This window comes from Victivallis sp. Marseille-Q1083, assembly GCF_903645315.1.
GTDB lineage: Bacteria > Verrucomicrobiota > Lentisphaeria > Victivallales > Victivallaceae > UMGS1518.
In genome coordinates, this window is record NZ_CAHJXL010000001.1 from 93,053 (window position 1) to 116,904 (window position 23,852).

The following is a 23,852-nucleotide window of genomic DNA, read 5'->3' on the forward strand; positions in this document are numbered from 1 at the left end:
TATGCGTTTATGAAACGATATTTTCCAGGTTATTCCGCCGTTTCACCGGCCGCTGCAATTTCCGGTTGCTTTTCGCCGGCCATATTGAAAAACGGCATGAACGGAAACCAGCCGTTGGTGTTGAAATTCAACAAACCGAACTGATATTCGGCATTGTCGTTTGAATTGTTGAACAGGCCGATTTGAATGCCGCCCTGGTTGCTGAAGTTGAAAAACGCCAATTGCACGCCCGACATGCTCTTTTCGGCAAAATTCGCCCAACTGAACTGCATGCCGTCCACCGTCTTCGCCCAGCTCGGCCCGACCAGACACCATTGGAAACCGTCGATGTTGGCAGTCGTGCTGCCGGTAATGCCGATCTCGGCGCCGTCCACCAGTCCGTTGCCGGAAGAGATCGGCAATCCCAGTTTCAAGCCCTCCACCGTCGAATCCACCGTCGAATCCGGCACGCCGAACCAGTAACTGACCTGGAACGATTCCGCCGCAGTCGCCGAGACCGCTCCCAAAGCCGCCAGCAAAGCGGCACAAACCATCTTCTTCATCTGCAAAATCCTTTCGCTATTCCGAAATATTATCCATCAATGTAACCCCTGAAACGACTTTTTCAATCCCGTTTCGTCGACAAACCCGGTTGCTTCCGGCCTTTCCGGCCCGCGCCCACCGGTCACCTGGTACCGAAAATCCGGTCGCCGGCGTCTCCCAGCCCCGGCAGAATATAACCGTGTTCGTTGAGCCCGGCATCCAGCGCCGCCGTATAAATCTCGACCGTGTCGCCGAAGTGGTCCTTCAGCGTTTCCACGCCTTCCGGCGCGGCGAGAATGGTGATCAACTTCAAATTTCCGACATTCTGCTGTTTCAACGCCGTCACCGCCTTCACCAGCGTATGACCGGTCGCCAGCATCGGGTCGACCAGCAGCACCTGGCATTCGGCAATATCCGGCGGCAGTTTCCGGTAATACTCCACCGCCTCCAGCGTCGCCGGATCGCGGTAAAGTCCGATGATGCCGGTTTCGGCGTCCGGAATCAGCGCCTGCACCCCCTCCTCCATCGCCAACCCTGCCCGTAAAATGGTGACACAGCAGACCCGACCGGCCAACCGCGTCCCGCGGCATTCCGCCAGCGGCGTCTGAACGATGGTCACCTCCGTTTCCCAATCCGCCGTCGCCGCATAAACCAGCAACCCGGTAATCTCGCGCACCAGGCGGCGGAATTCGGTTTTGGAAGTCGTCGTACTGCGCAAACGCGTCAATTTGGCCTGCACCAGCGGATGTTTGACCACCTGAATCATAAAGCAATGGCATCCTTTTTCTACTGCTTATTTTTAAAATATCCCGACTTTACCGAAAAGGCAATTGAAAAACTGCTAGAAAACAGTTTGATTTTCTCCGTTTCCGATAGCATATTGTTGACCGGGAGGAGAACATTATCGTGGTAAAAAGAGTTATTTTCATCCTTTTGGGCTGTCTGTTCCTGCTTTTTCCGGAACCGGGAAACGCCGACGAAGCGGCCGGACGCCGTAACGATGTCGTCGAAATCGCCGATGTCCCGCTGGTGCCGCCGGCGGAACTCAAACAGGATCTTCACCGCGACGCCCGGCAGCTCCACAATTGGTTTCTGCATGAAAAAGAGGCGCTGCTGGTACTGGCCGTCGGCAGCGCCGTTTCCATCCTGGTCGGCGTCTTGCTGAGCCTGGCCTCGCACTGGCTGATCCGGCGGCAGATCGACCGGCACCGGCGCCTCTCGCTGCGCTGGCAGCTGTTCGAAGCACTGGCCGGTCCGCTGGTCCTGCTGCTGGTGGTCGTCAGTTGCTTTATTTTTCTGATGCCGCTGCTGGAAGCGCAGAACCAGCGTTTTTATCCGTTCGATTTGAAAATGTTTTTCGCTTCGCTGGCCCTGATTGTCAGTTGGGGCGTCTTCCACCTCATCGACGTGCTGGACCGCGTCATGCATAAGGTGGCGCAGCGCACCGACAACAACCTCGACGACCTCCGGGTCGACATCATGCGGAAAAGCCTGAAAATCGCCATGCTGATTCTGATCATCCTTTTCATCGGCCAGGGTATTTTCAACATCGACCTGACGACGCTCGCCGCCGGCGCCGGCGTCATCGGCCTCGGCATCGCCTTCGCCGCCAAGGATTCCCTCAGCAACTTTTTCGGCATCATCGTCATCATCGCCGACGAACCGTTCCGGGTCGGCGACCGGATCATGATCAACCAGATCGACGGCATCGTCGAACAGGTCGGCTTGCGCAGCAGCCGGATCAGAACCGCCAGCGAAAGCGTCTACGTCATTCCGAACAGCGTCTTCATCTCTTCGCCGATCGAAAACATCAGCCGCCGCGGCGTCATCCGCTATGTCTTTTCGATCGGTTTGACCTATGACTGCAACCGGGCGGCGATCGAAAAAGCCACCGCTCTGCTGCATCAGATCCTCGACGATTTTCACGGGCCGGACGCCGAGGAATACAAGCCGCGCATCTATTTCGGCAACTTCGGCGACTGGGCGTTGAGCATCAAAGTGATCATCTGGTTCAAAACCGCCGATTTCGTCGTCGAAGAGGCTTACCTGCATGAACTGAACCTGCTGATTCTGGAGAAATTCGCCGAAGCCGGCCTGCCGATGGCCTTCCCGACCAACACGACCTATCTGCTCGGATCGCCGCAGCAACCGCTGGCGATTCAAACCGAACCGCCGGCTTCGGCGTCCCGAATGCCGCCGGATTGATTTTCCGGGGATCGGGCGCTATATTAAGCGGATGATCTTCAATCCTACTATATTTTTGAAAGCAGTCGTCTTATGAGCCTGATCTTGGGAATCGAATCGAGTTGCGACGAGACCGCCGCCGCCGTCGTCCGCGACGGTTATGAAGTATTGTCCAGCAGTGTGGCGTCGCAAATCGCCAGTCACGCCGTCCACGGCGGCGTCGTCCCGGAACTGGCGGCCAGGGAGCACCTGACCGCCCTGCAGCCGGTGCTGACCGAAGCGTTGACCGCCGCCGGCATCACGATGGCCGAACTCGACGCCGTCGCCGTCACCAACGGCCCCGGCCTGATGCCGGCTCTGCTGGTCGGGCTGAATTTCGCCAAAGGACTGGCGGCCGGCCACCACAAGCCGCTGATCGGCATCAACCATTTTCTCGCCCACATCTACGGCGCCTTTCTGGAGGACGGCGCCGGCCAACTGGAATCCCCGTCCAGTTATCCCTTGCTGGCGCTGGTGGTTTCCGGCGGCCACACCTCGCTGCTGCTGGTCTCCGCCGACGGTCAAGCCAGACAGATCGGTTCGACCATCGACGACGCCGCCGGCGAAGCGCTCGACAAAGCCGCCAAACTGCTCCGCCTCGGCTATCCGGGCGGACCGGTGATGCAGCGGACCGCCGAAGGCGGCGACGGCAATCGTTTCCACTTCCCGCGGCCGCTGACCGGCACCGCCGGCAAAGCGGTGCCGCCCGAACATAAATATAATTTCAGCTTCAGCGGCGTCAAGACCGCTTTGCTCTATCATGTCCAGAAATACGCCGACGCCGACGGCAGCCTTCCGGCCGGGCTGCTGCAAGATACGGCGGCAAGCTATCAGGAAGCCGTCGTCGACGTGCTGGTCCGCAAAACGCTGGCGGCGGCGCGTGATTTCAAAGTCCGCACCATCGTCGTCGCCGGCGGCGTCGCCTGCAACGCCGTGCTGCGGGAGCGTTTCAACCAATCGACGCCGAATCATATACAGCTGCGGCTGGCGCAGCGCAAGCACTGCACCGACAATGCGGCGATGGTCGCCGGTATCGGCCACCACTATTTCAAGCGTCGGCTCTTCTCGGCGCCGGGTATCGATGCATTCGCCCGGCTGCCGGTCATCACCGAAGTGGTCTTCGTCGATGCCGCCGGAGCCAGACAATGAAGCGGCGAACCGGTTTGATTTTCGATCTGGACGGCACGTTGATCGACTCCCGCGGCGATTTGACCACGGCCGTCAATTTGATGCGGAAAAGTTACGGCCTGCCGCCGCTGCCGGTCGACCGGGTGGTTGCATTCGTCGGCAACGGAATCGGCAGCCTGGTGCGGCGCGCCGTCACCGACGCGCCGGATTTGGCGGAAGCGGAGGCGATCGACCGGATGAAGCAATTTTATCTGCAGCACCTGCTGGACCAGACATGCCTCTATCCGGGGGTGAAAGCCGGATTGACGGCCTTCCGCGCCGCTGACATCCCGCTGGCGGTATTCACCAACAAGCCGGAAGACGCCACCCGGACCATCCTGGCCGGTCTGGGCGTCGGTGAATTGTTTTCGGCGATCGTCGGCAGCGGCGGCAAATTTCCGTTGAAACCGGCGCCCGACGGGCTGCTGCATATCGTTCGCGCCCTGCAGATCGAACCGGCCGCCAGTTGGATGTTCGGCGATCATTACACCGATCTGGAAGCCGGCCGCCGAGCCGGCCTGAGGCGCTGCCTGGCCCGATACGGTTTCGGGGAGCCGCGGATGGAGCAGTTCGACGCGGCAGTCGATTCGTTCGCCGACTTTCAAACGCTGGTCCTCGCCGCGAATTGATTCGGAACAGTCCGGTTTTCCATCGAAAACTCCGGCCGGCGGAACCGCCGATTATTTTTTGTAAAACAGGTTCGAGCGATTATTTTAAAAATAAAAAATACAGGCAGCTTATGAGAAAGATTTTTAACCGCTGTTTTCCGGGTCTGGGAGTCGCACTGCTGCTGGCCGGCTGCAGTACCGAGATGACGGTGGAGGAAATCGGCTGGCGCCGCAACACCTCGACCGGTTACTTCAATCATATTCACGGCGACGACATTCTGTCGAAGGATGCGGTGAATTTTCTGACTTCCAGCCGGCTGGCCGATACATTCGACGACACCCCGGCCGATATCATCCGACTGCTCGACCAGATTTTCCGCGACACCCGTGAACGGCGTTATCTGGAAATTCTGACCGACCTCTGTTATTACCAGGCGGACCGCAGCGGCAAGGCGGACGAAGCGATCAAATTCTACATGTCGGCGGCCTATTACAGTTATCTTTACCTGTTCGGTCAGAACCTCTATCCGGCCGGGGTTTCCGAATATCAGCCGCAAACCTTCCGGATGACCCGTTTCTACAACGCCTCGGTCATGGCGATCTACGAATACCTCAGAGCCAAACAGATATTCGGCACCGATTCCTTCCAACTGCCGACGGTCGCCTCCGGCGGGGTCGTTTTCCTGCCGATTGACGGGCACTTGAGCGTATCGCCGCAAGAACTTTCCGACGGCCTGCTCTGCGCCGATTTCCAGGCGAAAAATGTTTTGACCTTCAGCTATCAATTCGGCCTCGGGGTGCCGTTGATCTTCACCCCGCGCGAAGAGTTTGCTCTGACCGAGGAGCGGGTTTTGTTCAACCAGACCTTCCCGGCCACCTTGTTCCTCCGCTTTTCCAACGATCAGGACCATCTCAGCGTCCAGCCGGAACTGTGGGATCCGCTGACCCGGGAATCCCTGTCCGTCGCCGACCGCAAAGTTCCGCTGGAATACGATCTGACGACGCCGCTGGCTTACTTCATGCGCCGTCCCACCTTCGCCGACAATATCTGGTACATGCTCAACCCGGACGCCTCCCAGGCGGTCGAAGGCTTGTATCTGTTGACGCCGTACGATCCGGATAAAATTCCGGTGCTGCTGGTGCACGGTTTGATGTCCAATCCGCGCACCTGGGCGCAATTGATCAACACGCTGATGGGGGACATCCGCATCCGCGACAACTATCAATTCTGGATGTTCACCTACTCGACCGGCAATCCGATCATCTACTCGGCCCAGCAGATGCGCAAAGCGCTGCGGGAATGCTACGAGGAACTCGACCCGGAAAACCACAACCGGGCGCTCCAGCAGATGGTGCTGATCGGCCACAGCATGGGCGGCCTGCTGGCCAAGACGATGATCAAGGACAGCGAGCCCGAAGCGCTGGAACCGCTGCTCGGCCGCCCGCTGGCGGAAATCACTTCAGAGCTGGCGCCGGAACAATACGCCTTCCTGCTAGAGATGTTCGGCTTCAAGCATCTGCCGTTCATCCGGCGGGTAATTTTCATGGCGGTGCCGCACCGCGGGTCGGATATGGCCACCTGGAGCATCGTCAAATGGACCACCCGGTTGATCACTCTGCCGCATGAATTCGTCCAGACGGCGCTGGCGCTCTCCGAAAAATTGCTGGCGAAATACGATCTCATCGAAATGGAACAGGACCCGGTCTATCTCCGGACCGGCATCGACGGCCTCGACCCCTCCAACGACTCTCTGCAATTGATCGACGAACTGCCCTTTACCGCCGGCATTCCCTACCACTCGATCATCGGCAATTACCGGGCCGCCGGCATTCCGGGCGGCTCGGACGGCATCGTCCCCTATTCCAGCGCCCACCTTGACCATGCAGCAAGCGAACTGATCGTCAAATCCGGCCACAGCGTGCAGGCCACCTCCCCGGCCATCGAAGAAGTGCGCCGCATCCTGCTGCTGCACCTGCGGGAAAATGGCCGGCTGCCGGCCATCCCGGAAAGTTTCGCTTCCGACCTGCTGCTGAAATCGACGGCGGACGATCATGAAAAGTAACCGGCGGCTGCGTCACATTGTCCTGCGCCTCGGCGCTTTCACGATTCGTCACCTGAGATTGCTGGTGTCGCTCCTGCTGCTGCTCGTCTATTCCCTGGCGGTACTCTGGTGCTGCGGCGCGTTATATTACAGCAACTTACCGACGCCGGGCTGGCGGCTGGCCGGTGCCATAGCGTTTTTCATCATCGCCGTCGCGGCCTGGCGGCTGCCGAAACGGTTCCGGTATTACGCCGCACCGGCCCTGCTCCTGGCAGTCATCGTCTACTGGTGTCTGATTCCGGCGTCCAATGACCGCGACTGGCAGCCGTCGGTCAGCCGCAATCCGGCCGCCGAATTTTCGCCAACCCATCCCGGATTGGTGACGATCCGCAATATCCGCGATTTCCGCTATCGGACGGAAGAGGATTTCACGGTGCGTTACCTGGACGCCGATTACGATCTGTCGACCGTGCAATCGCTCGATTTCATCGTCGTCCACTGGGACGGCCATCAGGCGATCGCCCATACGATGCTGTCGTTCGGCTTTGCCGACGGCCGGCGGCTCGCCTTTTCGGCGGAAACCAGGCTGGAAAAGCAGGAAACCTACAGCACCTTCAAAGGCATTTACAAACAGTTCGAAATTCTCTATATCATCGGCACCGAAGAAGATCTGTTCGGCCTGCGCACCAATTACCGGCATGAACAGCTCTATCTATATCCGACCAGCAGTCCGCCGGAAACGGCCAGAATCATCCTGACCGATTTGCTGGAGCGCGTCAATGCGCTGCGCGATCATCCGCAATTTTACAACTCGTTGACCACCAACTGCACGACTTCACTGCTGCCCAGTCTGCTGAAAGTGTTTCCAAACGCCAAATTCGACCTGCGCATTCTGCTGAACGGCTTCTCCGACCGCTATGCGATGGAATACGGCTGGCTGGTCAATCCGGATCGGGAACCGTTTGATCTCTACAAAGCCCGCCATCTGGTCAACCGCCAAGTCGATTTCCTGCCGGAAATTCCGGACGATTACTCCGAGCGGATCCGGGCGGCCAAATAACACTTCGGCGCCGGCCGCAAGGCCGCGGCTCAATCGAAGTCCGGGAAACCAGACGGCACCGGGCTGTCACTGCCAAGTGACATAAGGCCGGGCCGACAGCGCCGCATTGCTGTAACGCCGATCGCCGGAAACCTCCGCGCCGGCCCATTCCGGCATCGGAAAGGCCGTCTCTTCCGACGGCAGCTCGATCTCCGCCACCACCAGTCCCCGGTTGTTCCCGTCGAAAACATCGACCGTCCACAACCTGCCGCCGACCATCACCGGATAACGCACTTTGCTCACCAGCCTGTCCCGGCAGAACAGCATCAACATTTCCCGGGCGTCCGTTTCCGGAATCTCGTATTCGAATTCCTGGCGGCGAATGCCGCAATGACCGCCTTTCAAGGTCAGAAAACCCCGCGTTCCGGCTACCCGGACCCGGACGGTGTGCTCCGGAGTCACCGATACGTACCCCTGCAGCATCGGCACCCCCGCGCAGGCCGTGTCGCGCCAGGATTCGCCGTCAACCAGATATTTCCGTTCAATTTCCAAGGCCATCGCCGTCCGCTCCCCTTTTTTTTCGTCAATCGCCGAAACCGACGCCAAGCTCGCGGGCGCTGTTCATCCAGGCGTGGTCCGCCGGAACCACTTTGCGCCGGCCGGCCACCGCTTCGATCGGCACCAGCTCGGTTTCCTGGCCGCGCACCGCCACCATCATGCCGAATTGTCCACGCAGAACGGCCTCGGCGCAGGCGCTGCCCAACCGGGTGGCCAACAGCCGGTCACAGCAGGAAGGCTTGCCGCCCCGCTGGAGGTGTCCCAGAATCGTCACCCGGGTTTCCAGCCCGGTCAACGCTTCCAGTTGCCGGGCCAGCTCAAAGATTTTATTGCGGCTGTCGGTTTCGAACTTCACCAGTTCCGCCTTGATCTCCGCTTTGGCTTTTTTGTCTTTTTCTTCCTCTTTGCGCTTCAGCAAGCGGGTGTACTCCGCGAACTTCTCCCTGGCATAGGCCCCCTCCGCCACCGGGACGATACTGAACAGTTTGCCTTCCCGCGAACGGGACAACAGCGTTTCCGCCACTTTATTGATATCATAAGGAATTTCCGGAATCAAAATCACGTCGGCGCCGCCGGCCAGACCGCTGCCCAGCGTCAGCCAGCCGGCCCGATGGCCCATAATTTCCACCAGCATGATCCGTTTGTGGCTGCTGGCGGTCGAATGCAGACTGTCGATTGCGCTGGTCGCGACATCCAGAGCGGTATCGAAGCCGATCGTCGTATCGGTCAAGGCGACATCGTTGTCGATCGTCTTCGGCAATGTGACGATGTTCATGCCGGCCTTTTTCAGCAGCAGGGCACTCTTGTGCGTTCCGCCGCCGCCGATGCAGATCAGGCCCTCCAACTGGTGCTTGCGGTAATTCTCCAGAATGGCGTCGGACATGTCGATGAAAGTACGGCCGACCGGCATCTTGTTCGGTTTGTTGCGGCTGGTTCGCAGGATCGTCCCGCCGACGGTCAGAATGCCGGAACAGGTCGCCTCTTCCAGCATCATCGTCCGGTCGAACGCAATCCCCTCGAAACCGTCCCGGAAGCCGATCAGGCGGTAATTGTGATGGTTCAGGATCTTACCGATCGCCCGGATAGCGGCGTTCAAGCCCGGACTGTCGCCGCCGGCGGTCAGGATGCCGACACATTTTGCCATTTACTCTTCTCCTGTTTTATCATCCGACGTAAACACCTTCAGCTCCGTCAGCGGAGAGTGGCTTTCATTTTGCGCCAGAGCCTTGAAATACTGATACGTATTGTACTGACTGCGGCTGGCGGTATGCTTCGGCGGCAGAAGTCTCGTATAATTGCCGTTGCCCAGCAGGCGCCTCGCCTTTTCGTGATCGTTCAATTGGATTTTCAGCACATCCATTAATATACGCTGCAAACGCGCATCTTCAATCGGAAAGAGCAATTCAATCCGCCGGTCGAGGTTGCGGACCATCCAGTCGGCGCTGGACAAATAATATTCCGCATTGCCGTTATTCCGGAAATAAAAGATCCGGCTGTGCTCCAGATAGCGGTCGACAATGCTGATCACTCGAATGTTTTCGGTGCCGACGCCGGGTTTCAGGCAGCAAATCCCGCGAACGATCAAGTCGATTTTCACCCCGGCATAAGCGGCCGCATACAGATGGCGGATGATCTCGGCATCGACCAGTCCGTTCATCTTGGCGATGATCCGGCCGGGGTTCTCCGCCGTCGACAATCGGGCTTCGCGATCGATCAAGGCGATGAATTTCCGGCGCAGATCGAACGGCGCCGCCGCGATCTTCTGCCATTCGCCGAACGGCGCCGAATAGCCGGTCATCACATTGAACAGATTGGCGACATCGGAACAGAGCAGCGGATCGCAACTGAAAATGCCCAGATCAGTGTACAACGCCGCTGTCTTGTCGTTGTAATTGCCGGTGGCCAGATGGACGTAGCGCCGGATCAGGCCCTCCTCGCGCCGGACGATCAGCAACGCCTTGCAATGAATCTTCAGGCCGGAAATGCCGTAGACGACGTGGGCGCCGGACTCCTCCAGGCGGCGCGCCCAGATGATGTTGTTCCCTTCATCGAAACGCGCTTTCAACTCGACGATCACCGTCACCTGCTTGCCATTTTCCGCCGCCCGCTGCAATGCCCGCACCACCGGCGAATTGCCGCTGACCCGGTAAAGCGTCTGCTTGATCGCCAGCACCTGCGGATCGTTGGCCGCCTCCTCCAGCAGCCGGATGACCGGTTCGAATTTGTGAAACGGCACCGCCAGCATCACCGGCCAGGCTTCTCCGATCAATTTGAACATCGATCCCGGCTGATTCAGCGCCGCCGGCACCAGGCCCGGCCACGGCGCCTCCAGCAATTCCGGGCGCCGGACTTTACCGGCCAGTTCAAAGAATTGCTTCAAATGCAGCGGACCCGACACCGCATAACGGAACTGCGGTGCCAACTGGAACTGTTCGTTGAGCCAGTCGGCCAGCTCGCCGCGCAAATTGCCGGGCTTTTCCAGCCGGATCGGCTCGCGGCGCCGGCGCTGCAGCAGGCTGCGTTCGATGGTATGGAGCAGGTCTTCCACCCCCTCCTCTTCCATCGCAAAATCCATGTCGCGGGTGATCCGGAACGGAAAAAACTCCCGGATGCGGCAACCGGCGAACAGCGACTGCAGGTTGTCCATGATCAAATCTTCGAGCAGCACGAAAGTCTGCTTCTGCGGCTCCTGCTCCGGAATTTCAATGAAACGCGGCAACCCTTCCGGCACTTCGACAAAGGCGAACACCGTTCCGCTCAATTCGGGGGACTCCAAACTGACGGCAATCTCTATCGCGCCGGAATTCAGCATCGGAAACGGATGACTGGGATCGACCGCGATCGGCGTCAGTACCGGCAACACCTGCTGGTTGAAAAAAATCTTCAAATTATCCCGGGCCGCCGCCGGCAACTCCGAGGGCTTGGTCAGCCTGACGCCATACTGTTCCAATTCCGGCAGCAGCATCTTCTGCAGATACTGGGATTGCCGGCGCAGCAACCGCTTGATTTTGCGGTGCAGCAACGCAAGCTGTTCGGAAGGCCGCAGACCAGCCGGGTCCGGCTGATCTTCGCCGACCTGCACCAACTGCCGCAAGCCGGCCACCCGGACCATGAAAAATTCATCCAGATTGCTGCTGAAAATCGCGATGAATTTCAACCGCTCCAACAACGGGTTGGCCGGACAGCCCGCCTCGTCCAACACCCGGGAGTTGAAATTCAGCCAACTCAGTTCCCGGCAGAGAAAAATTTCCCTGCCCAATGCCGCCGGTTCCGTCATTTACCCAGTTCCTCCTCCATCCTTACCGTCAGGCCGAATACCTCCTGAAACAGATCGCCTTTCTTGGCCAGATAAAAATCTTCCCATCCCAACTCGATGCTCACCCCGGCCACCCGGACGCGCAATTCATCGCCGCTCAAGGAGAGTTTCATCAGGCGGAACTTCTCCCGGTTGATCCGATCCAGCGCATCGGCCAGCCGCAGGATCGCCGCCAGCTTCACGGTGACGACTTTCTCTTCCGCCGTCAGCGCCATGAACTCCGGATGGGAGGCTTTCGGCGCCGATTTGTGGTGGTAGCGGGCCACCAGCGCAATGACATTGCGCTCCCGTTCGCTGATGCCGGGCAACTGAATGTTGCTCAGCAAATAATAGGAGTGCCGGTGATGCTGATGCGAATCGATGAAACGCCCGACATCGTGCAGCAGCGCGGCAATCTGCAAGGCGATGCGCATGCGTTCGGTCATGCCGTAGCGATGACGCAATTTATCGAAAAAGCGCAAGGCGATTTCCATCGTACCCCGGCCGTGCTCCGCATCGAAACAATACTTCCGGCCGACATTTTCGGCCGACGACAGCAAATCGGCCAGAAACGGCAGTTTCTCGGCTTCCCGCTCCCGGATCAAGCCGGCCAGCAGCGCCTGCCGGGTAGTGATCTCGGAAAACAGCAGATCCTTGCAGTTCAATTCCTTCAAAAAATAGTCGATAATGCAGCCGCTCGGCGCGATGCTCATCGCCAGATAATCCGGCAATTGATGACGCTCCACCAGCTCTTCCGGCAGCCATTTGACCGCCCGCTGCAGCAGTTGGCGCATTTGCCCCGGCTTGATCCGGACCAGGTCGTTGACTTTTTCGCCGACCGGCTCCAGATCTACCAGCGTCCGCACCCCGGCGCCCATGCCGATCAAAGTCAGCAGCGCCTCCGGCGGCAGACCGGCATTCTCCTCCAGGCGCCGCCGGATATCCAGCGATTCCAGCAGTTCGCTGATCTTCTCCGGGCTGAGCGCCGCCCGGCCGTATTCATCGAACCAGCGGACACTGCCCAGCGTGATGCTTTCGCTGAATTTCAGTTGCCGCTGTTCGAAGTACATCAGAATCAACGAGCCGGTGCCGATCGCAAACGCCAGCGAATGCAATGACTCAAACAGGCCGGCCTGCTGCAGCTCCTCTTTCATCGCCAGATAAATCAAGCGGGTCTCTTCCTGGTTTTCCAGCACCTCGACGTGCAGTCCGCTGCTCAACAGCACCCGGTCGATGACCAAGTCGCGATTGAACGCTTCCCGGATCGCGCTGGTCGCCACCGTCCGGCAATAACGGATGTCGTACTCCCGCAGCCGCTCGGCGAAATCCTGCAGAATCGCACAGAGCAGGTTAATATTTTTCGACGAAATGATGCCGCGGCGAAAAGAGTCGTACCCGAGATTGACCGGCCGGGTCAAGCTTTCCAACACTTCCACCGCGCCATCGCGGCGAATCTGAAAAATTTCCAACCGCACCGAATGGGCGCCGATATCGATGATACCGGCCTGCAACGGCAGGCCGGCAATTTTTTTAGTATGATTTCCCATGACATTTTCCTTCAAAACACGACGAATACACAGCAAATTACTCCCGATTCAACGATTTGCAAGCCGTCGAAGCGCTCTTTCACCGAATCCAAATCGTCCGCGCCGATCCGCCGCGAAGGAAATTACTTCGTCAATTTTATGAATTGTCCGGTTGCTTTTATCGGAAGCGATTCTATTATTAGGAATAATTTTTTTACAATGAAACAAACCGAACCGGAAACAGGCCAATGCGGATTATCGTACCAATCAAACAGGTGCCGGAAACCAAAGCAGTCAAACTGGACGAGACGACCGGCACCGTCATCCGGCAGGGTGTCGAAACGATCGTCAACCCGCTCGATCTCTATGCGGTCGAAGCGGCCTTAACGCTGAAAAGCCGCTGCGGCGGCAGCATCACCGCCGTCACGATGGGCCCGCCCCAGGCCGCCAAAGCACTGAAAGAGGTGTTGTCGATGGGCGTCGACGACGCCGTCTTGATCAGCGACCGCGCGTTTGCCGGCTCCGACACCTGGGCGACCGGCACAATCCTGGCCCGGGCAATCCGGACGCTGGGGCATTTCGACTTGATCCTGTGCGGCGAACGCGCCACCGACGGCGACACCGGCCAGGTCGGTCCGGAGCTGGCCGCCGCTCTCGGGCTGCCGGCGGCCACTTACGTCAGCGCCATCGGGCGCCTCGCCGACAATCAGGCCGTCGTCACCCGACTGCTGGAACGCGGCCGGGAAGAGCTGCTGCTCGATCTGCCGGCGCTGCTGACGGTCGTCAAGGAAATCGGCGAACCGCGCTTGCCGACCCTGAACGGCAAATTACGGGCCAAAGCCGCCGCCATTCCGGTCCTGAACCAGCAGCAATTGCAGCTGCCCGAGGAATATATCGGCCTGAAAGGTTCCCCCACCCGGGTGGTCAAGATCTTCCGGCCGCCGTTGACGCGCCGCTGCACGCTGCTGCGGGCCGGCGATTCGAAACAATTGAACCGGCATGTCGCCGCGTTGCGGCAGTTTCTGCAAACCCGGGAGTTGATCTGAAAATGTCAAACAACGATATTTGGATTCTGGCCGAACAGCAGGACGATGCGCTGCAGAGCATCTCTTTCGAATTGCTGAACCGGGCAACGGCGCTGGTCCGGGATGGTTCGGTCAACGCCATCGTCCTGGGACATCATTTCGACGACGCCGAACTGAACCGCCTGATCGCCTGCGGCGCAGACCGGGTGGTCGCCGTCGAGGACCAATTGCTGCAATCCTTCCTGCTCGATCCCTATGTCGCCGCATTGAACGGCGTCCTCGACGAATTCGAGCCGGCCATCCTGCTGGCCGGCGCCACGACGCTGGGCCGGACTTTGCTGCCCTATATCGCCATGCGCCGGCACACCGGCTTGACCGCCGACTGCACCCGGCTTGAATTGGAGCCGGATTCCGGTCTCCTGCTGCAAACCCGGCCGGCGATCGGCGGCAATATCATGGCGACGATCCAATGTCCGGTCCACCGGCCGCAAATGGCCACCATCCGGCCCCATTCCACCCGGCCGGCCGAACCGCAGCCGGGCCGCACCGGCGTCATCGAGCGCCGCAGGCTGCCTGCCGCCGCCCAGGCCTGCCGGATGCGGCAGTTGAGTTACACGCCGAACCGCGAGGAGCTCACGCTGCAGGACGCCGACAAAGTCATCGTCGTCGGCCGCGGCATCAAAAAAGCGGAAAATCTGGCGCTGATCTTTCAACTGGCGGAAATCCTCGGCGCGGCGGTCGGCGCCACCCGGGACGTCGTCGACCGCGGCTGGCTCTCCTATCCGCACCAGGTCGGCCTGAGCGGCAAGACCATCATGCCCAAACTTTACCTCGGCGTCGGCGTTTCCGGCGCCATTCAGCACCTGGCCGGCATGCAGACCGCCGAAACCATCGTTGCGGTGAACAGCGACCCGGAGGCGCAAATTTTCAAAGTGGCCGATTTCGGCATCGTCGGCAATTTATTCGAAGCGCTGCCGCTGCTGGCCGAAGAATTGAAAGCGGGGAAAAAATCATGAGCGACAACACCATGGCATATCGCCCGGTTACACCGGCCGTCGCCAACGCGCTCGCCGATATCGTCGGCGCGCCTTTTGTATTCTACGACGATCCGGAACGGCTGGAAGCCTTTTCCCACGACGAAGTGCCGGGCCTCGGTCATCGCCGCCGGCCGGAGGCGGCAGTGCGGCCGGGTTCCGCGGCGGAAATCGCCGCCATCGTCAAACTGGCCAACCGGGAACGGATTCCGGTCACGCCGCGCGGCGCCGGCAGCGGCCTTTCCGGCGGCGCGGTGCCGGTTCACGGCGGCATCGTCATCGCCACCGACCGTCTCAACCGGATTCTGGAGATCGACCGCGACAACCTGACCGTCACGGTCGAACCCGGCGTGGTCGCCAACGATATCAACGAAGCGCTTTCCGACAGCGGCTTGTTTTACGCCGGCTATCCGATGAGCCTGGAGACCTGTTTCATCGGCGGCAACCTGGCCGAAAACGCCGGCGGCGGCAAAGCGATCAAATACGGCGTCACCAGCCGTTACGTGCTCGGCCTAGAAGTCGTCACCCCGACCGGCGATCTCGTCATGCTCGGCGGCAAATTGCAGAAAGACGTCACCGGGTACAATCTGCTGCAACTGATGATCGGCTCGGAAGGTACGCTCGGCATCTTCACCAAGGCGATTCTCAAATTGATTCCGCGTCCCCGCTACCAGGTCGACCTGCTCTGCCTGTTTCCGGGCAGCACGACCGCCATCCAGACCGTGCCGGCGCTGCTGACCGCCAGCGGCATCACGCCGACTTCGATCGAATACATGGACCGCAAAGCCATCCAGGCCTCCTGCGATTATCTCAACGAATCCATTCCGTATGAAAATTGCGGCGCCATGCTGCTGATCTCCATCGACGGCATCGACGAAGCACAGCTCGAACACGATTACGAAATTATCGGCAAATTCTGCCAGGAGCACGGCGCCGGTGAAATTTACGTCGCCGACAATCCTTCGACGTCGGAACGGATCTGGAAAATCCGCCGGAACATCGCCGAAGCGTACAACGTCCGTTTCAAACGGCAGAGCTGCGAAGATATCGTCGTGCCGCCGGCCGCCATCGCCGCCATCGTGCAGGCCATCGACGCCATCGGCGAAAAATACCAGGTTTCCATTCCCTGCTACGGCCATGCCGGCGACGGCAACCTGCACTGCACCGTCTGCGGCCGCGAGGAGTGGAGCGAAGCGGAATTCGAAGCCAGGCTCCGGGAGATTCTAGCGGAAATTTATGCCGAAACCGTCCGTTTCGGCGGCAAAATCTCCGGTGAACACGGCATCGGCAGCAAGCGAATCGGTTACATGGCCTCCACCGTCCGGCCGGAATATCTGACGCTGATGCGCACCATCAAACAGGCATTGGACCCGAACCACATCATGAACCCCGGCAAAATCTTCGAGCTGACATGAAGACGCCGTCTTCTCCGGCAAACCGTTTCCGGAAAGTAGTCTGGCCGGGCAGCACCCAACTGGCGCCGGTTCCGCCGGTGCTGGTGGCCTGCGCCGGCCCGGACGGCGGCCGGCCGAATCTGCTGACAATCGCCTGGACCGGCATCCTCTGCAGCCGGCCGCCGATGCTCTCCATCGCGGTCCGGCCGGAACGCTACAGTTACCCGCTGCTGGAAGCCAGCGGCGAGTTTTCCGTCAATCTGCCGACTCCGCAACTGGCCAAAGCGGTCGACTGGTGCGGCGTGGTCTCCGGCCGTGATCATGACAAATTCCGGGAAAGCGGCCTGACGCCGCTGCCGGCCAGCCGGATCCAGGCGCCGATCGTCGCCGAATGCGTCGTCGCGCTGGAGTGCCGGATCGTCCAGAAGCTGACGCCCGGCATCCATCACCTGTTCCTGGCCGAAATCGTCGCGGTACAGGTTTCGGAGCACCTGATCGCCTCCGACGGCAAATTGCAGATCGACCGCGACGGGTTGTTGGCTTATGCGCACGGCCATTATTATGAACTGGGCAGATGCCTCGGCCATTTCGGTTTTTCGGTCCGGCGCAAAGCCGGACCGCTCATCCGGCAGTAACGATCAGGCATCATCCGGCTTCGCCGGCCAGTCGCCTGACCGCCGGATAATCCACCTTGCCGGATCCCAGACGCGGCACCTCCTTGACCACCAGAATCTTTCGGGGCGCCCACAATTCGCTCAAGCCATTTTCCCGGAAATAGCCGACCAGCGTCGACGCCGCTGCCGCTACCGCTTCGGTGACCAGCACCAACTGTTCACCTTTCACCGGATCATCCACCGCAACAACCGCGTGGGCGGCCCCCGGATAACAGTGCATCACCAGATTTTCCACCGCACCGAGGGAGACCATCTCTCCGCCGATCTTGGCGAAACGTTTGGCCCGGCCGCAAATTTTCAGAAACCCATCCGCATCGATCGAAACGATATCGCCGGTGTCGTACCAGCCGTCCGGCGGCGGCTGCAGAACGCCGGGCTGTTCCGCCAGCATGTAGCCGAGCATGACATTCTCGCCGCGGATGAACAACCGGCCGCCTTCCGTGACGCCCGGCACCGGCTCCAGCCGGCACTCCAATCCCGGCATCGGCCTGCCGACCGTACCGTAGCGGTAATACATCGGCGTATTCGCACTGATCACCGGACTGGCTTCCGTCGCGCCGTATCCCTCGCAGATCCGGACGCCGAATTTATCCATCCAGAGCCGGTAGGTCGCTTCCCGCAATTTTTCCGCGCCGCACATCGCGAAGCGAACGTTGAAAAAATCGTACGGATGCGCCACCCGGCCGTAACCGGACAGAAAAGTGTCCGTTCCGAAAAGGATCGTCGCATTGGTATCGTAGCTCAACGCCGCGACAATGCGGTAATGCAGCGGCGACGGATAGAAGAACGTCCGGATGCCGCTTAAAATCGGCATGACCGTCCCCATCCCCAGACCGAAGGAGTGAAACATCGGCAGGCAGTTGAACAACCGGTCATTCCGGGTGATCGCCACGACGTTCAACACCTGTTGCCGGTTGGCCTGCAAATTGTGATGGCTCAAGACGACCGCTTTCGGCGTCCCTTCCGACCCTGAAGTAAACAGCACCGCCGCCGGCGTATCCGGGTCGTTTCTGGCTTTCCGGCGGAACCACGACCGGCAAAGCCCGGCCAGTTTCGTACCGGTCCGGCCGACGGTCAACTCTTCCAGATAGAGCAGCCGGATGCCTTTCGCCGTCAAATCCGCCGTCAGCCGGGCATAATTGGCCTGCTCGATAAATTTGTGCGCCGTGACGATCGTCCGGATGCCGACCGCCCGGCAACCGGCTTCGATCATCGCCGGGCCGCTGGTGAAATTGATCAAGGCCGGCACTTTATCGGCCGACTGCATGCCGAAAAATCCGATCACCGCCGCCAGCGAATTCGGCAGCATCAGTCCGATATAGCGCTCTTCCGGCAATTCCCGGGCGATCAGTTGCCCGAGCAGATAACTCCGATTGATCAACTGGCGCATCGAAAGCACCTTGCGTTGAATATCCTCGGCGATCGGCAAATGGCGCCCGTTCTCACGTTCGGAGCGCAGCAGCGCATTGAACAGATGTTCCTTTTTGGCGGCGCACTGGTAAAGCATGCCGGTCATGATCTGGTAAATCCCGTCCGAGACGGCATGCCGCCTGGCCCGGCCGGTCAATTCCGGCGACACCGCAAAACGGCGCGGCGGCAGAATCGTCAACGTGATCTGCGGCGCCAGGCGGGTGCGTACTTTGTGGCGCAGATAGGAAAACAGCGAATGCTGGGCGCCGTCGATGCGAATCGGCAAAATCATCGCACCGGACTTGTCGGCAATCAGCCCCGGCCCGTCGTAAACTTTCATCAGGCCGCCGGTGACGGTGATGCGCCCTTCCGGAAAAATCATCACCTTCCGGTCCCGACGCAATTCTTGGATCAGCGACCGCGCCGCCAGCGGACTGGTCGGATCGACCGGATAGGCGTCGACCATCGCCGCCAGCGGCCGGACCCACCATTTCCTGGCCATCTCCGTATTGATCGCAAACGTCAGCTTTTCCGGCATGAACGCCGCAATCAACACGCCATCCAGCAAGGATTGATGGTTGGCGATCAGCAGCACCCGGCTGCCGGCCCGTTCGAAATGTTCAAAGCCTTCCACTTTCACCCGGAACCAGGCCCCCAGCAAAGCCCGCATCAGCGAACGCAGCAGCGCATCCGGCAGCAACTGGCAGACGTAAAATGCCGTCACCAGGGCGAAAATCGCCACCAGCAGAAAAATCGTCGCCAATGACACGCCGAACAACATCGTACAGCCGGCCACCACCAGACAGCCGCCGGCCATAAAGGCGGAATTGACGATATTGTTGCCGGCGATGACCCGCGCCAATTCCTTTTTTTCCGCCCGGTTCTGCATCAGCGAATCCAACGGGATTAAAAACAAGCCGGCCGATACCGCCAGCATAAAGAAATAAAAGGCAATCCGCCAGAACCAGAATTGCTCCGGAAACCAGGAAAGCGCGTAAAGGCCGTTGTCCTCCGGCCCCGGCGCCACCTGCAGCCGGGTCGCCGCCGCGAAAAGCAAAAAAGAAAAAAGCGCCATGCCCAACGCACCAAGCGGCACGAAAGTCGTTTGGATCACCCCCTTCAGCAGCCGGTTGCACAATACCGCGCCGCAGGTCACGCCGACGGAGAACAAAGTCAGGAACAAGGCGACCACCCCTTCGCCGCCGTGCAGATAATCCCGGCAGAAAATACTCAACTGAGCCGTATAGATCGTCCCGATCAACCAGAAAGCCGAGCTGCCCAGGATGCAGCGGAACACCACCTTCTGCCGGTAGCAGCTGCGCAGGATCTGTCCGGTTTCATAAAATAAATTGTAATTCAATTTCAACGCCGGCACCGGCGCCGGCGCCGGAGGAATCCACAAACTGGTATAATAGCCCAAACCGGCCAAACCGACCAGGATGCCGCCAACGATCAATTCCCCATGCTCCTGCCGGACGACGACACTGCACAGCGTTCCCAGCAGCACCGCCAGCATCGTCCCGGAAGCGATGAAACTGTTGCCGGCCAGCAATTCATCATCCTGCAACTGCTGCGGCAACAGCGAATATTTCAGCGGACTGAAAAAAGTCGACTGCATCCCCATCAGAAACAGCACGCCCAGCAGCCAGTTGAACCAGTGGAAATACAATCCCGCCGCCGCCGCCGCCATCAGCAGCACTTCGAAAAGTTTGACGTAATGGGTCAACCTGGCCCGGTCAATTTTATCGGCCAACTGCCCGGCGAAAGCGGAAAAGAGAAAATAAGGCAGGATGAACAACGCCGCGGCCAAACTGGTGAATACCGTATCCTCCCCGCTGCCGTTACGGGACGACACGCCGAAGGTCACCAGTAAAATCATCGCGAATTTCAGGAAATTATCATTGAACGCTCCCTGAAACTGGGTCAGGAACAACGGCAGGAACCGGCGACGACCAAACAACTCCACACTCATGGGTTTCTCCAATCACAGATTCAAAAATCGGCGCCAGCCAATTTTTATTTTACCCCTTCTCCGCCGAAAGTCAAGCATTTCCGCCGCTTGGCGGATAAAAAAATGGACGGAATGTTGCAATTCCGTCCATTTTCGCCTCCGGCGCCCGTTACCAGGAACGTCCGCCGCCGTTGCCGCCGCGGTTGAAACCGCCGCTGCGACGCTCACCGCCGCCGCGGTTGAAACCGCCGTCACGACGCGGCGGACGTTCTTCCCGCGGCTTGGCTTCGTTGACCACCGCCTTGCGGCCGCCAAGCTCTTTGCCGTTCAATTCGTCGATCGCTCTTCTGGCTTCGTCGTCATTGTTCATTTCCACGAAACCGAATCCCTTGGAACGACCGGATTCCCGATCGTTGACGATCCGGGCCGAACTCACTTCGCCGAACGTGCTGAATTCCTGCTCAAGCTCTTCTCTGGTGATCGAGTACGGCAGATTACCGACATAGATATTCATCGCTCTTCCTTTGCTCTTTCCCGACTTGCACTTTGTTTCTAAGTCATGGAACGGTTAAATGTTATGCGCATCTCCCCTTGGCTGGTTGCTATTTTCTCTCAATCGCCGCCGCAGGTTGCCGAACAGTCAGGGGAAATGCCGAAATCAACAGTCGGATATCTTCGAGAGCGATTATTCTGAAGCCGCCGGCAGAAACCGGCGCCGTCTTGTCAAAAACTTTTTTCTATCCTGTTGCCCTATTCAAATTAAACCTATCTGATCCGAAACTGTCGCATTTTACCGATCGACTTTTACTATTCTAGCAAAAATAAATGAAAAAGTCAACCCTTTAGAAGCGAAAAATGATAAATTGTTGAAAAAAAATAGCTTTTTTTGATATCCGGCAGCGTTCAGCGGCCGGATTTGAGGGTTGGCGGCAAAAATTCATTGTCATTGATAATGGCATTCAATTTGTAATAAACGACCTTGGAACGGGTGGTGACGCCATCCTGTTCGCCGAGAATTTCCTGCGGGATGATGACATCATCCTCGAGCGCGTACCGCTCGATCAGCGAGTCGCTGACCCCTTCGATGACCAGCCGTTTGGTCATGAAACTCTTCTTGCTGATATAAAAGTCGATCGGCGGCATTCCTTCCACGCCGGAGACGCAGTGCAAATGGTAATACTCGTGGTCATCGATTTCACATTCGGTCAAATCCACCGATTGAAATGTCGACTGGTAGGTGCTGTCCGGCCGGTTCAAATCGAATACCACCCTGAGCTGCTCCAGATCGCTGCCGGAGATTGCCTCCACCTTGTTTTCCTGGTAATTGACCTGCCAGGCCTTGCCGGCATTGTAAATGATCGTCACCAGCGGCCGGCCTTCCATATAGGTGGTCAGCCGGAAGCGGTCCGGCTTCTTGAATTTGGTTTCAACGGTGCACTGGGCGGAAAAAAACCATTTGGAAATCGTCAGCACTTCCCGCTGGACGAAACTTTGCGCTTCCTTGAAACGGTCCTGCGGATCCATCGCCTGCTGTTTCTTGATTTCCAGCTCTTCCAGCGTAATGTCCGCCGGACGCTCTTCCACCGCGGAAAACATCGAACAACCGCTCATCAAACCGACCAGGCTCAACGCCGCCGTCATCCGCCGAATCCCGGAAACCATGCCTTTTTTCATAACCAATCTTACCAGCAACCCCGTAATCCCTGCTTTTTATCGTTGTTCCATACGATACTCACTCTTTTCGGCAATGCAAGGAACAAAAACAAATATTTCTCCCATCCGCTCAGGCGTCATAACTGCCGGACACCGTCCCGCCGCCCGCTTCCGACCAGACGGTATGAAAGAATTTGCCGCGCGGCGCGTCCGTCCGCTCATAGGTATGCGCACCGAAATAATCGCGCTGCGCCTGAATCAGATTGGCGGCGGATTCCGCCGTGCGCAAACCGTCGTACCAATTGAGCGTCGCGCTCAACACCGGCGCCGCCACCCCGGACAGCGCCGCCGCCGCCGCCGTCCGGCGCCAGGCTTCCTGCCCTTCCGCCGCCGCCCGCCGGAAAAATTCATCCAGCAGCAGGTTGTCCAACTCCGGATTCCGCCGGTAAGCCGCAGTAATTTCATTGAGGAAAATGGCCCGGATAATGCAACCGCCGCGCCAGAGGCCGGCAATCCGGCCGTAATCCAACGGCCAGCCGAACTCTTTGGCCGCCCGCTTCAACAACTGGAAGCCCTGCGCGTAGACCGCAATTTTGGCGACATACAGCGCCGAACGGACCTGCGCCAGCCATTGGTCCGACACAGCCGCCGGACGCAGCGCCGGTCCCGGCAGCAGCCGGGCCGACATCTCCCGCCTCGCTTTGTCATCCGACAAGCTGCGCGCCTGCACCGCCTCGATGATACCGGAAAGCGGTACGCCCAATTCCAGCGCGCTGTCGGCAGTCCACCGCCCGGTTCCCTTCTGGCCGGCGCAATCCAGAATCACGTCGATCAGCGGTTTTTCGGTCACCGGATCGACTTTCCGCAGAATTTCCGCGGTAATTTCCAGCAGATAGCTGTTCAACGCGCCGCGGTTCCACTCCCCGAACACCCCGGCGATCGCCTCCGGCGTCAGCTTGCCCATTTTCCGGAGCACTTCATACGTTTCGGCAATCAATTGCATATCGGCATATTCGATGCCGTTGTGAACCATCTTGACGTAATGACCCGCCCCATCCGGACCGATCCAGTCGCAACAGGGCAAATCGTCCGGCAACTGGGCGGCAATCGCCTGGAACATCTCCCGCAGCAGCGGCCAGGCCGCCGCCGAACCGCCGGGCATGATCGACGGACCGTTCAACGCCCCCAGCTCACCGCCGGAAATACCGGCGCCGACATACAGCAAACCGGCCGCCTCCACTTTCCGAGTCCGCCGCCGGGTGTCGGTGTAATGGGAGTTGCCGCCGTCGATGACCACATCCCCCGGCTCCAGCAACGGCAGCAACTGGTCGATCAATTCATCCACCGCCGTGCCGGCCCGCACCATCATCATCACCCGGCGCGGCCGCTTCAGCGCCCGGACCAGTTCCGGCAACGACCGGCAACCGGCAATCGAGGGGGTTTTGCCGCGCCCGTTGACAAATTTTTCCACTTTGTCAACCGTGCGATTGAATACCGCCACCTGATAATGGTGGCCGGCCAGGTTCATCACCAGGTTTTCCCCCATCACCGCCAACCCGATCAAACCGATATCACCCTGGAAATCCATTAGAAAATTTCTCCTGAAAAAAACTCATACGCGTTTCATTTTGAGATTAATATAAACCGTCAAGGTTCAAAACCAACCTTAATTTGATGATTTTTATTAAAAATCTCTCCGGCAAACTTGACAGCATCGCAATCCTCATGCAA

19 protein-coding genes are annotated in these 23,852 nt (G+C 59.0%); 9 read left to right on the forward strand and 10 right to left on the reverse strand.

Annotation, left to right across the window (positions count from 1 at the left end):
• Nucleotides 1–29: 29 nt before the first annotated feature.
• Together HWX74_RS00310 and upp are read right to left on the reverse strand one after the other, a co-directional pair.
• Complete coding sequence (locus tag HWX74_RS00310; protein WP_176011623.1) at nucleotides 30–542, reverse strand: hypothetical protein; 513 nt, start codon at nucleotides 540–542, stop codon at nucleotides 30–32.
• Between the two features lie 122 nt (nucleotides 543–664).
• Nucleotides 665–1,288 carry a uracil phosphoribosyltransferase gene (upp, locus tag HWX74_RS00315; protein ID WP_176011624.1) on the reverse strand — a complete coding sequence of 208 codons (624 nt, stop codon included), beginning with the start codon at nucleotides 1,286–1,288 and terminating at the stop codon, nucleotides 665–667.
• A gap of 140 nt (nucleotides 1,289–1,428) precedes the next feature.
• On the opposite strand from upp, the gene HWX74_RS00320 reads away from it, so the two are divergent.
• From HWX74_RS00320 to HWX74_RS00340, 5 genes are all read left to right on the forward strand, one after another.
• Nucleotides 1,429–2,727: a mechanosensitive ion channel family protein gene (locus HWX74_RS00320; protein WP_176011625.1), complete on the forward strand. Its 1,299-nt coding sequence runs from the start codon at nucleotides 1,429–1,431 to the stop codon at nucleotides 2,725–2,727.
• 72 nt (nucleotides 2,728–2,799) lie between these two features.
• Nucleotides 2,800–3,894 (forward strand): tRNA (adenosine(37)-N6)-threonylcarbamoyltransferase complex transferase subunit TsaD, encoded by a 1,095-nt coding sequence (tsaD, locus tag HWX74_RS00325; protein ID WP_176011626.1) that lies wholly within the window; start codon nucleotides 2,800–2,802, stop codon nucleotides 3,892–3,894.
• On the forward strand, nucleotides 3,891–4,541 hold the full coding sequence (locus tag HWX74_RS00330) for an HAD family hydrolase (protein ID WP_176011627.1): 651 nt from the start codon (nucleotides 3,891–3,893) through the stop codon (nucleotides 4,539–4,541). Before tsaD ends, HWX74_RS00330 begins: the two co-directional genes overlap by 4 nt.
• Before the next feature lie 110 nt (nucleotides 4,542–4,651).
• Nucleotides 4,652–6,583: a triacylglycerol lipase gene (locus HWX74_RS00335; RefSeq protein ID WP_176011628.1), complete on the forward strand. Its 1,932-nt coding sequence runs from the start codon at nucleotides 4,652–4,654 to the stop codon at nucleotides 6,581–6,583.
• Nucleotides 6,573–7,622: a DUF4105 domain-containing protein gene (locus tag HWX74_RS00340; RefSeq protein ID WP_176011629.1), complete on the forward strand. Its 1,050-nt coding sequence runs from the start codon at nucleotides 6,573–6,575 to the stop codon at nucleotides 7,620–7,622. The genes HWX74_RS00335 and HWX74_RS00340 overlap by 11 nt, the downstream gene beginning before the upstream one ends.
• 66 nt (nucleotides 7,623–7,688) lie before the next feature.
• Here HWX74_RS00340 and HWX74_RS00345 read toward each other — a convergent pair whose 3' ends face one another.
• Genes HWX74_RS00345 through HWX74_RS00360 form a run of 4 tightly spaced genes read right to left on the reverse strand, consistent with a single transcriptional unit; the run spans nucleotide 7,689 to nucleotide 13,001 of the window.
• A complete protein-coding gene (locus tag HWX74_RS00345) occupies nucleotides 7,689–8,159 on the reverse strand; it encodes a CYTH domain-containing protein (RefSeq protein ID WP_176011630.1) in 471 nt (156 codons plus the stop codon).
• Between the two features lie 25 nt (nucleotides 8,160–8,184).
• Nucleotides 8,185–9,303, reverse strand: coding sequence for a 6-phosphofructokinase (locus HWX74_RS00350; RefSeq protein ID WP_176011631.1), 1,119 nt, complete (start codon nucleotides 9,301–9,303; stop codon nucleotides 8,185–8,187).
• Nucleotides 9,304–11,436 (reverse strand): polyphosphate kinase 1, encoded by a 2,133-nt coding sequence (gene ppk1, locus HWX74_RS00355; RefSeq protein WP_176011632.1) that lies wholly within the window; start codon nucleotides 11,434–11,436, stop codon nucleotides 9,304–9,306.
• Nucleotides 11,433–13,001, reverse strand: coding sequence for an HD domain-containing protein (locus HWX74_RS00360; protein ID WP_176011633.1), 1,569 nt, complete (start codon nucleotides 12,999–13,001; stop codon nucleotides 11,433–11,435). The genes ppk1 and HWX74_RS00360 overlap by 4 nt, the downstream gene beginning before the upstream one ends.
• A gap of 227 nt (nucleotides 13,002–13,228) precedes the next feature.
• On the opposite strand from HWX74_RS00360, the gene HWX74_RS00365 reads away from it, so the two are divergent.
• The 4 genes from HWX74_RS00365 to HWX74_RS00380 are packed head-to-tail and all read left to right on the forward strand — an operon-like array spanning nucleotide 13,229 to nucleotide 17,068.
• Complete coding sequence (locus tag HWX74_RS00365; protein ID WP_176011634.1) at nucleotides 13,229–14,026, forward strand: electron transfer flavoprotein subunit beta/FixA family protein; 798 nt, start codon at nucleotides 13,229–13,231, stop codon at nucleotides 14,024–14,026.
• A gap of 2 nt (nucleotides 14,027–14,028) precedes the next feature.
• The gene (locus HWX74_RS00370) at nucleotides 14,029–15,021 is read left to right on the forward strand and encodes an electron transfer flavoprotein subunit alpha/FixB family protein (protein ID WP_176011635.1); all 993 of its coding nucleotides are present in this window, start codon (nucleotides 14,029–14,031) and stop codon (nucleotides 15,019–15,021) included.
• 11 nt (nucleotides 15,022–15,032) lie between these two features.
• Nucleotides 15,033–16,454: an FAD-linked oxidase C-terminal domain-containing protein gene (locus HWX74_RS00375; RefSeq protein WP_176014510.1), complete on the forward strand. Its 1,422-nt coding sequence runs from the start codon at nucleotides 15,033–15,035 to the stop codon at nucleotides 16,452–16,454.
• Nucleotides 16,451–17,068, forward strand: coding sequence for a flavin reductase family protein (locus HWX74_RS00380; protein WP_176011636.1), 618 nt, complete (start codon nucleotides 16,451–16,453; stop codon nucleotides 17,066–17,068). Before HWX74_RS00375 ends, HWX74_RS00380 begins: the two co-directional genes overlap by 4 nt.
• Before the next feature lie 10 nt (nucleotides 17,069–17,078).
• On the opposite strand, the gene HWX74_RS00385 is transcribed toward HWX74_RS00380, so the two are convergent.
• The 4 genes from HWX74_RS00385 to gnd form a co-directional block, all read right to left on the reverse strand.
• On the reverse strand, nucleotides 17,079–20,489 hold the full coding sequence (locus HWX74_RS00385) for an acyl-[ACP]--phospholipid O-acyltransferase (protein ID WP_176011637.1): 3,411 nt from the start codon (nucleotides 20,487–20,489) through the stop codon (nucleotides 17,079–17,081).
• 148 nt (nucleotides 20,490–20,637) lie between these two features.
• The gene (locus HWX74_RS00390; RefSeq protein WP_176011638.1) at nucleotides 20,638–20,982 is read right to left on the reverse strand and encodes an RNA-binding protein; all 345 of its coding nucleotides are present in this window, start codon (nucleotides 20,980–20,982) and stop codon (nucleotides 20,638–20,640) included.
• A gap of 389 nt (nucleotides 20,983–21,371) precedes the next feature.
• On the reverse strand, nucleotides 21,372–22,142 hold the full coding sequence (locus HWX74_RS00395; protein WP_176011639.1) for a hypothetical protein: 771 nt from the start codon (nucleotides 22,140–22,142) through the stop codon (nucleotides 21,372–21,374).
• A gap of 109 nt (nucleotides 22,143–22,251) precedes the next feature.
• The gene (gnd, locus tag HWX74_RS00400) at nucleotides 22,252–23,709 is read right to left on the reverse strand and encodes a decarboxylating NADP(+)-dependent phosphogluconate dehydrogenase (RefSeq protein ID WP_176011640.1); all 1,458 of its coding nucleotides are present in this window, start codon (nucleotides 23,707–23,709) and stop codon (nucleotides 22,252–22,254) included.
• Between the last annotated feature and the right edge of the window lie 143 nt (nucleotides 23,710–23,852).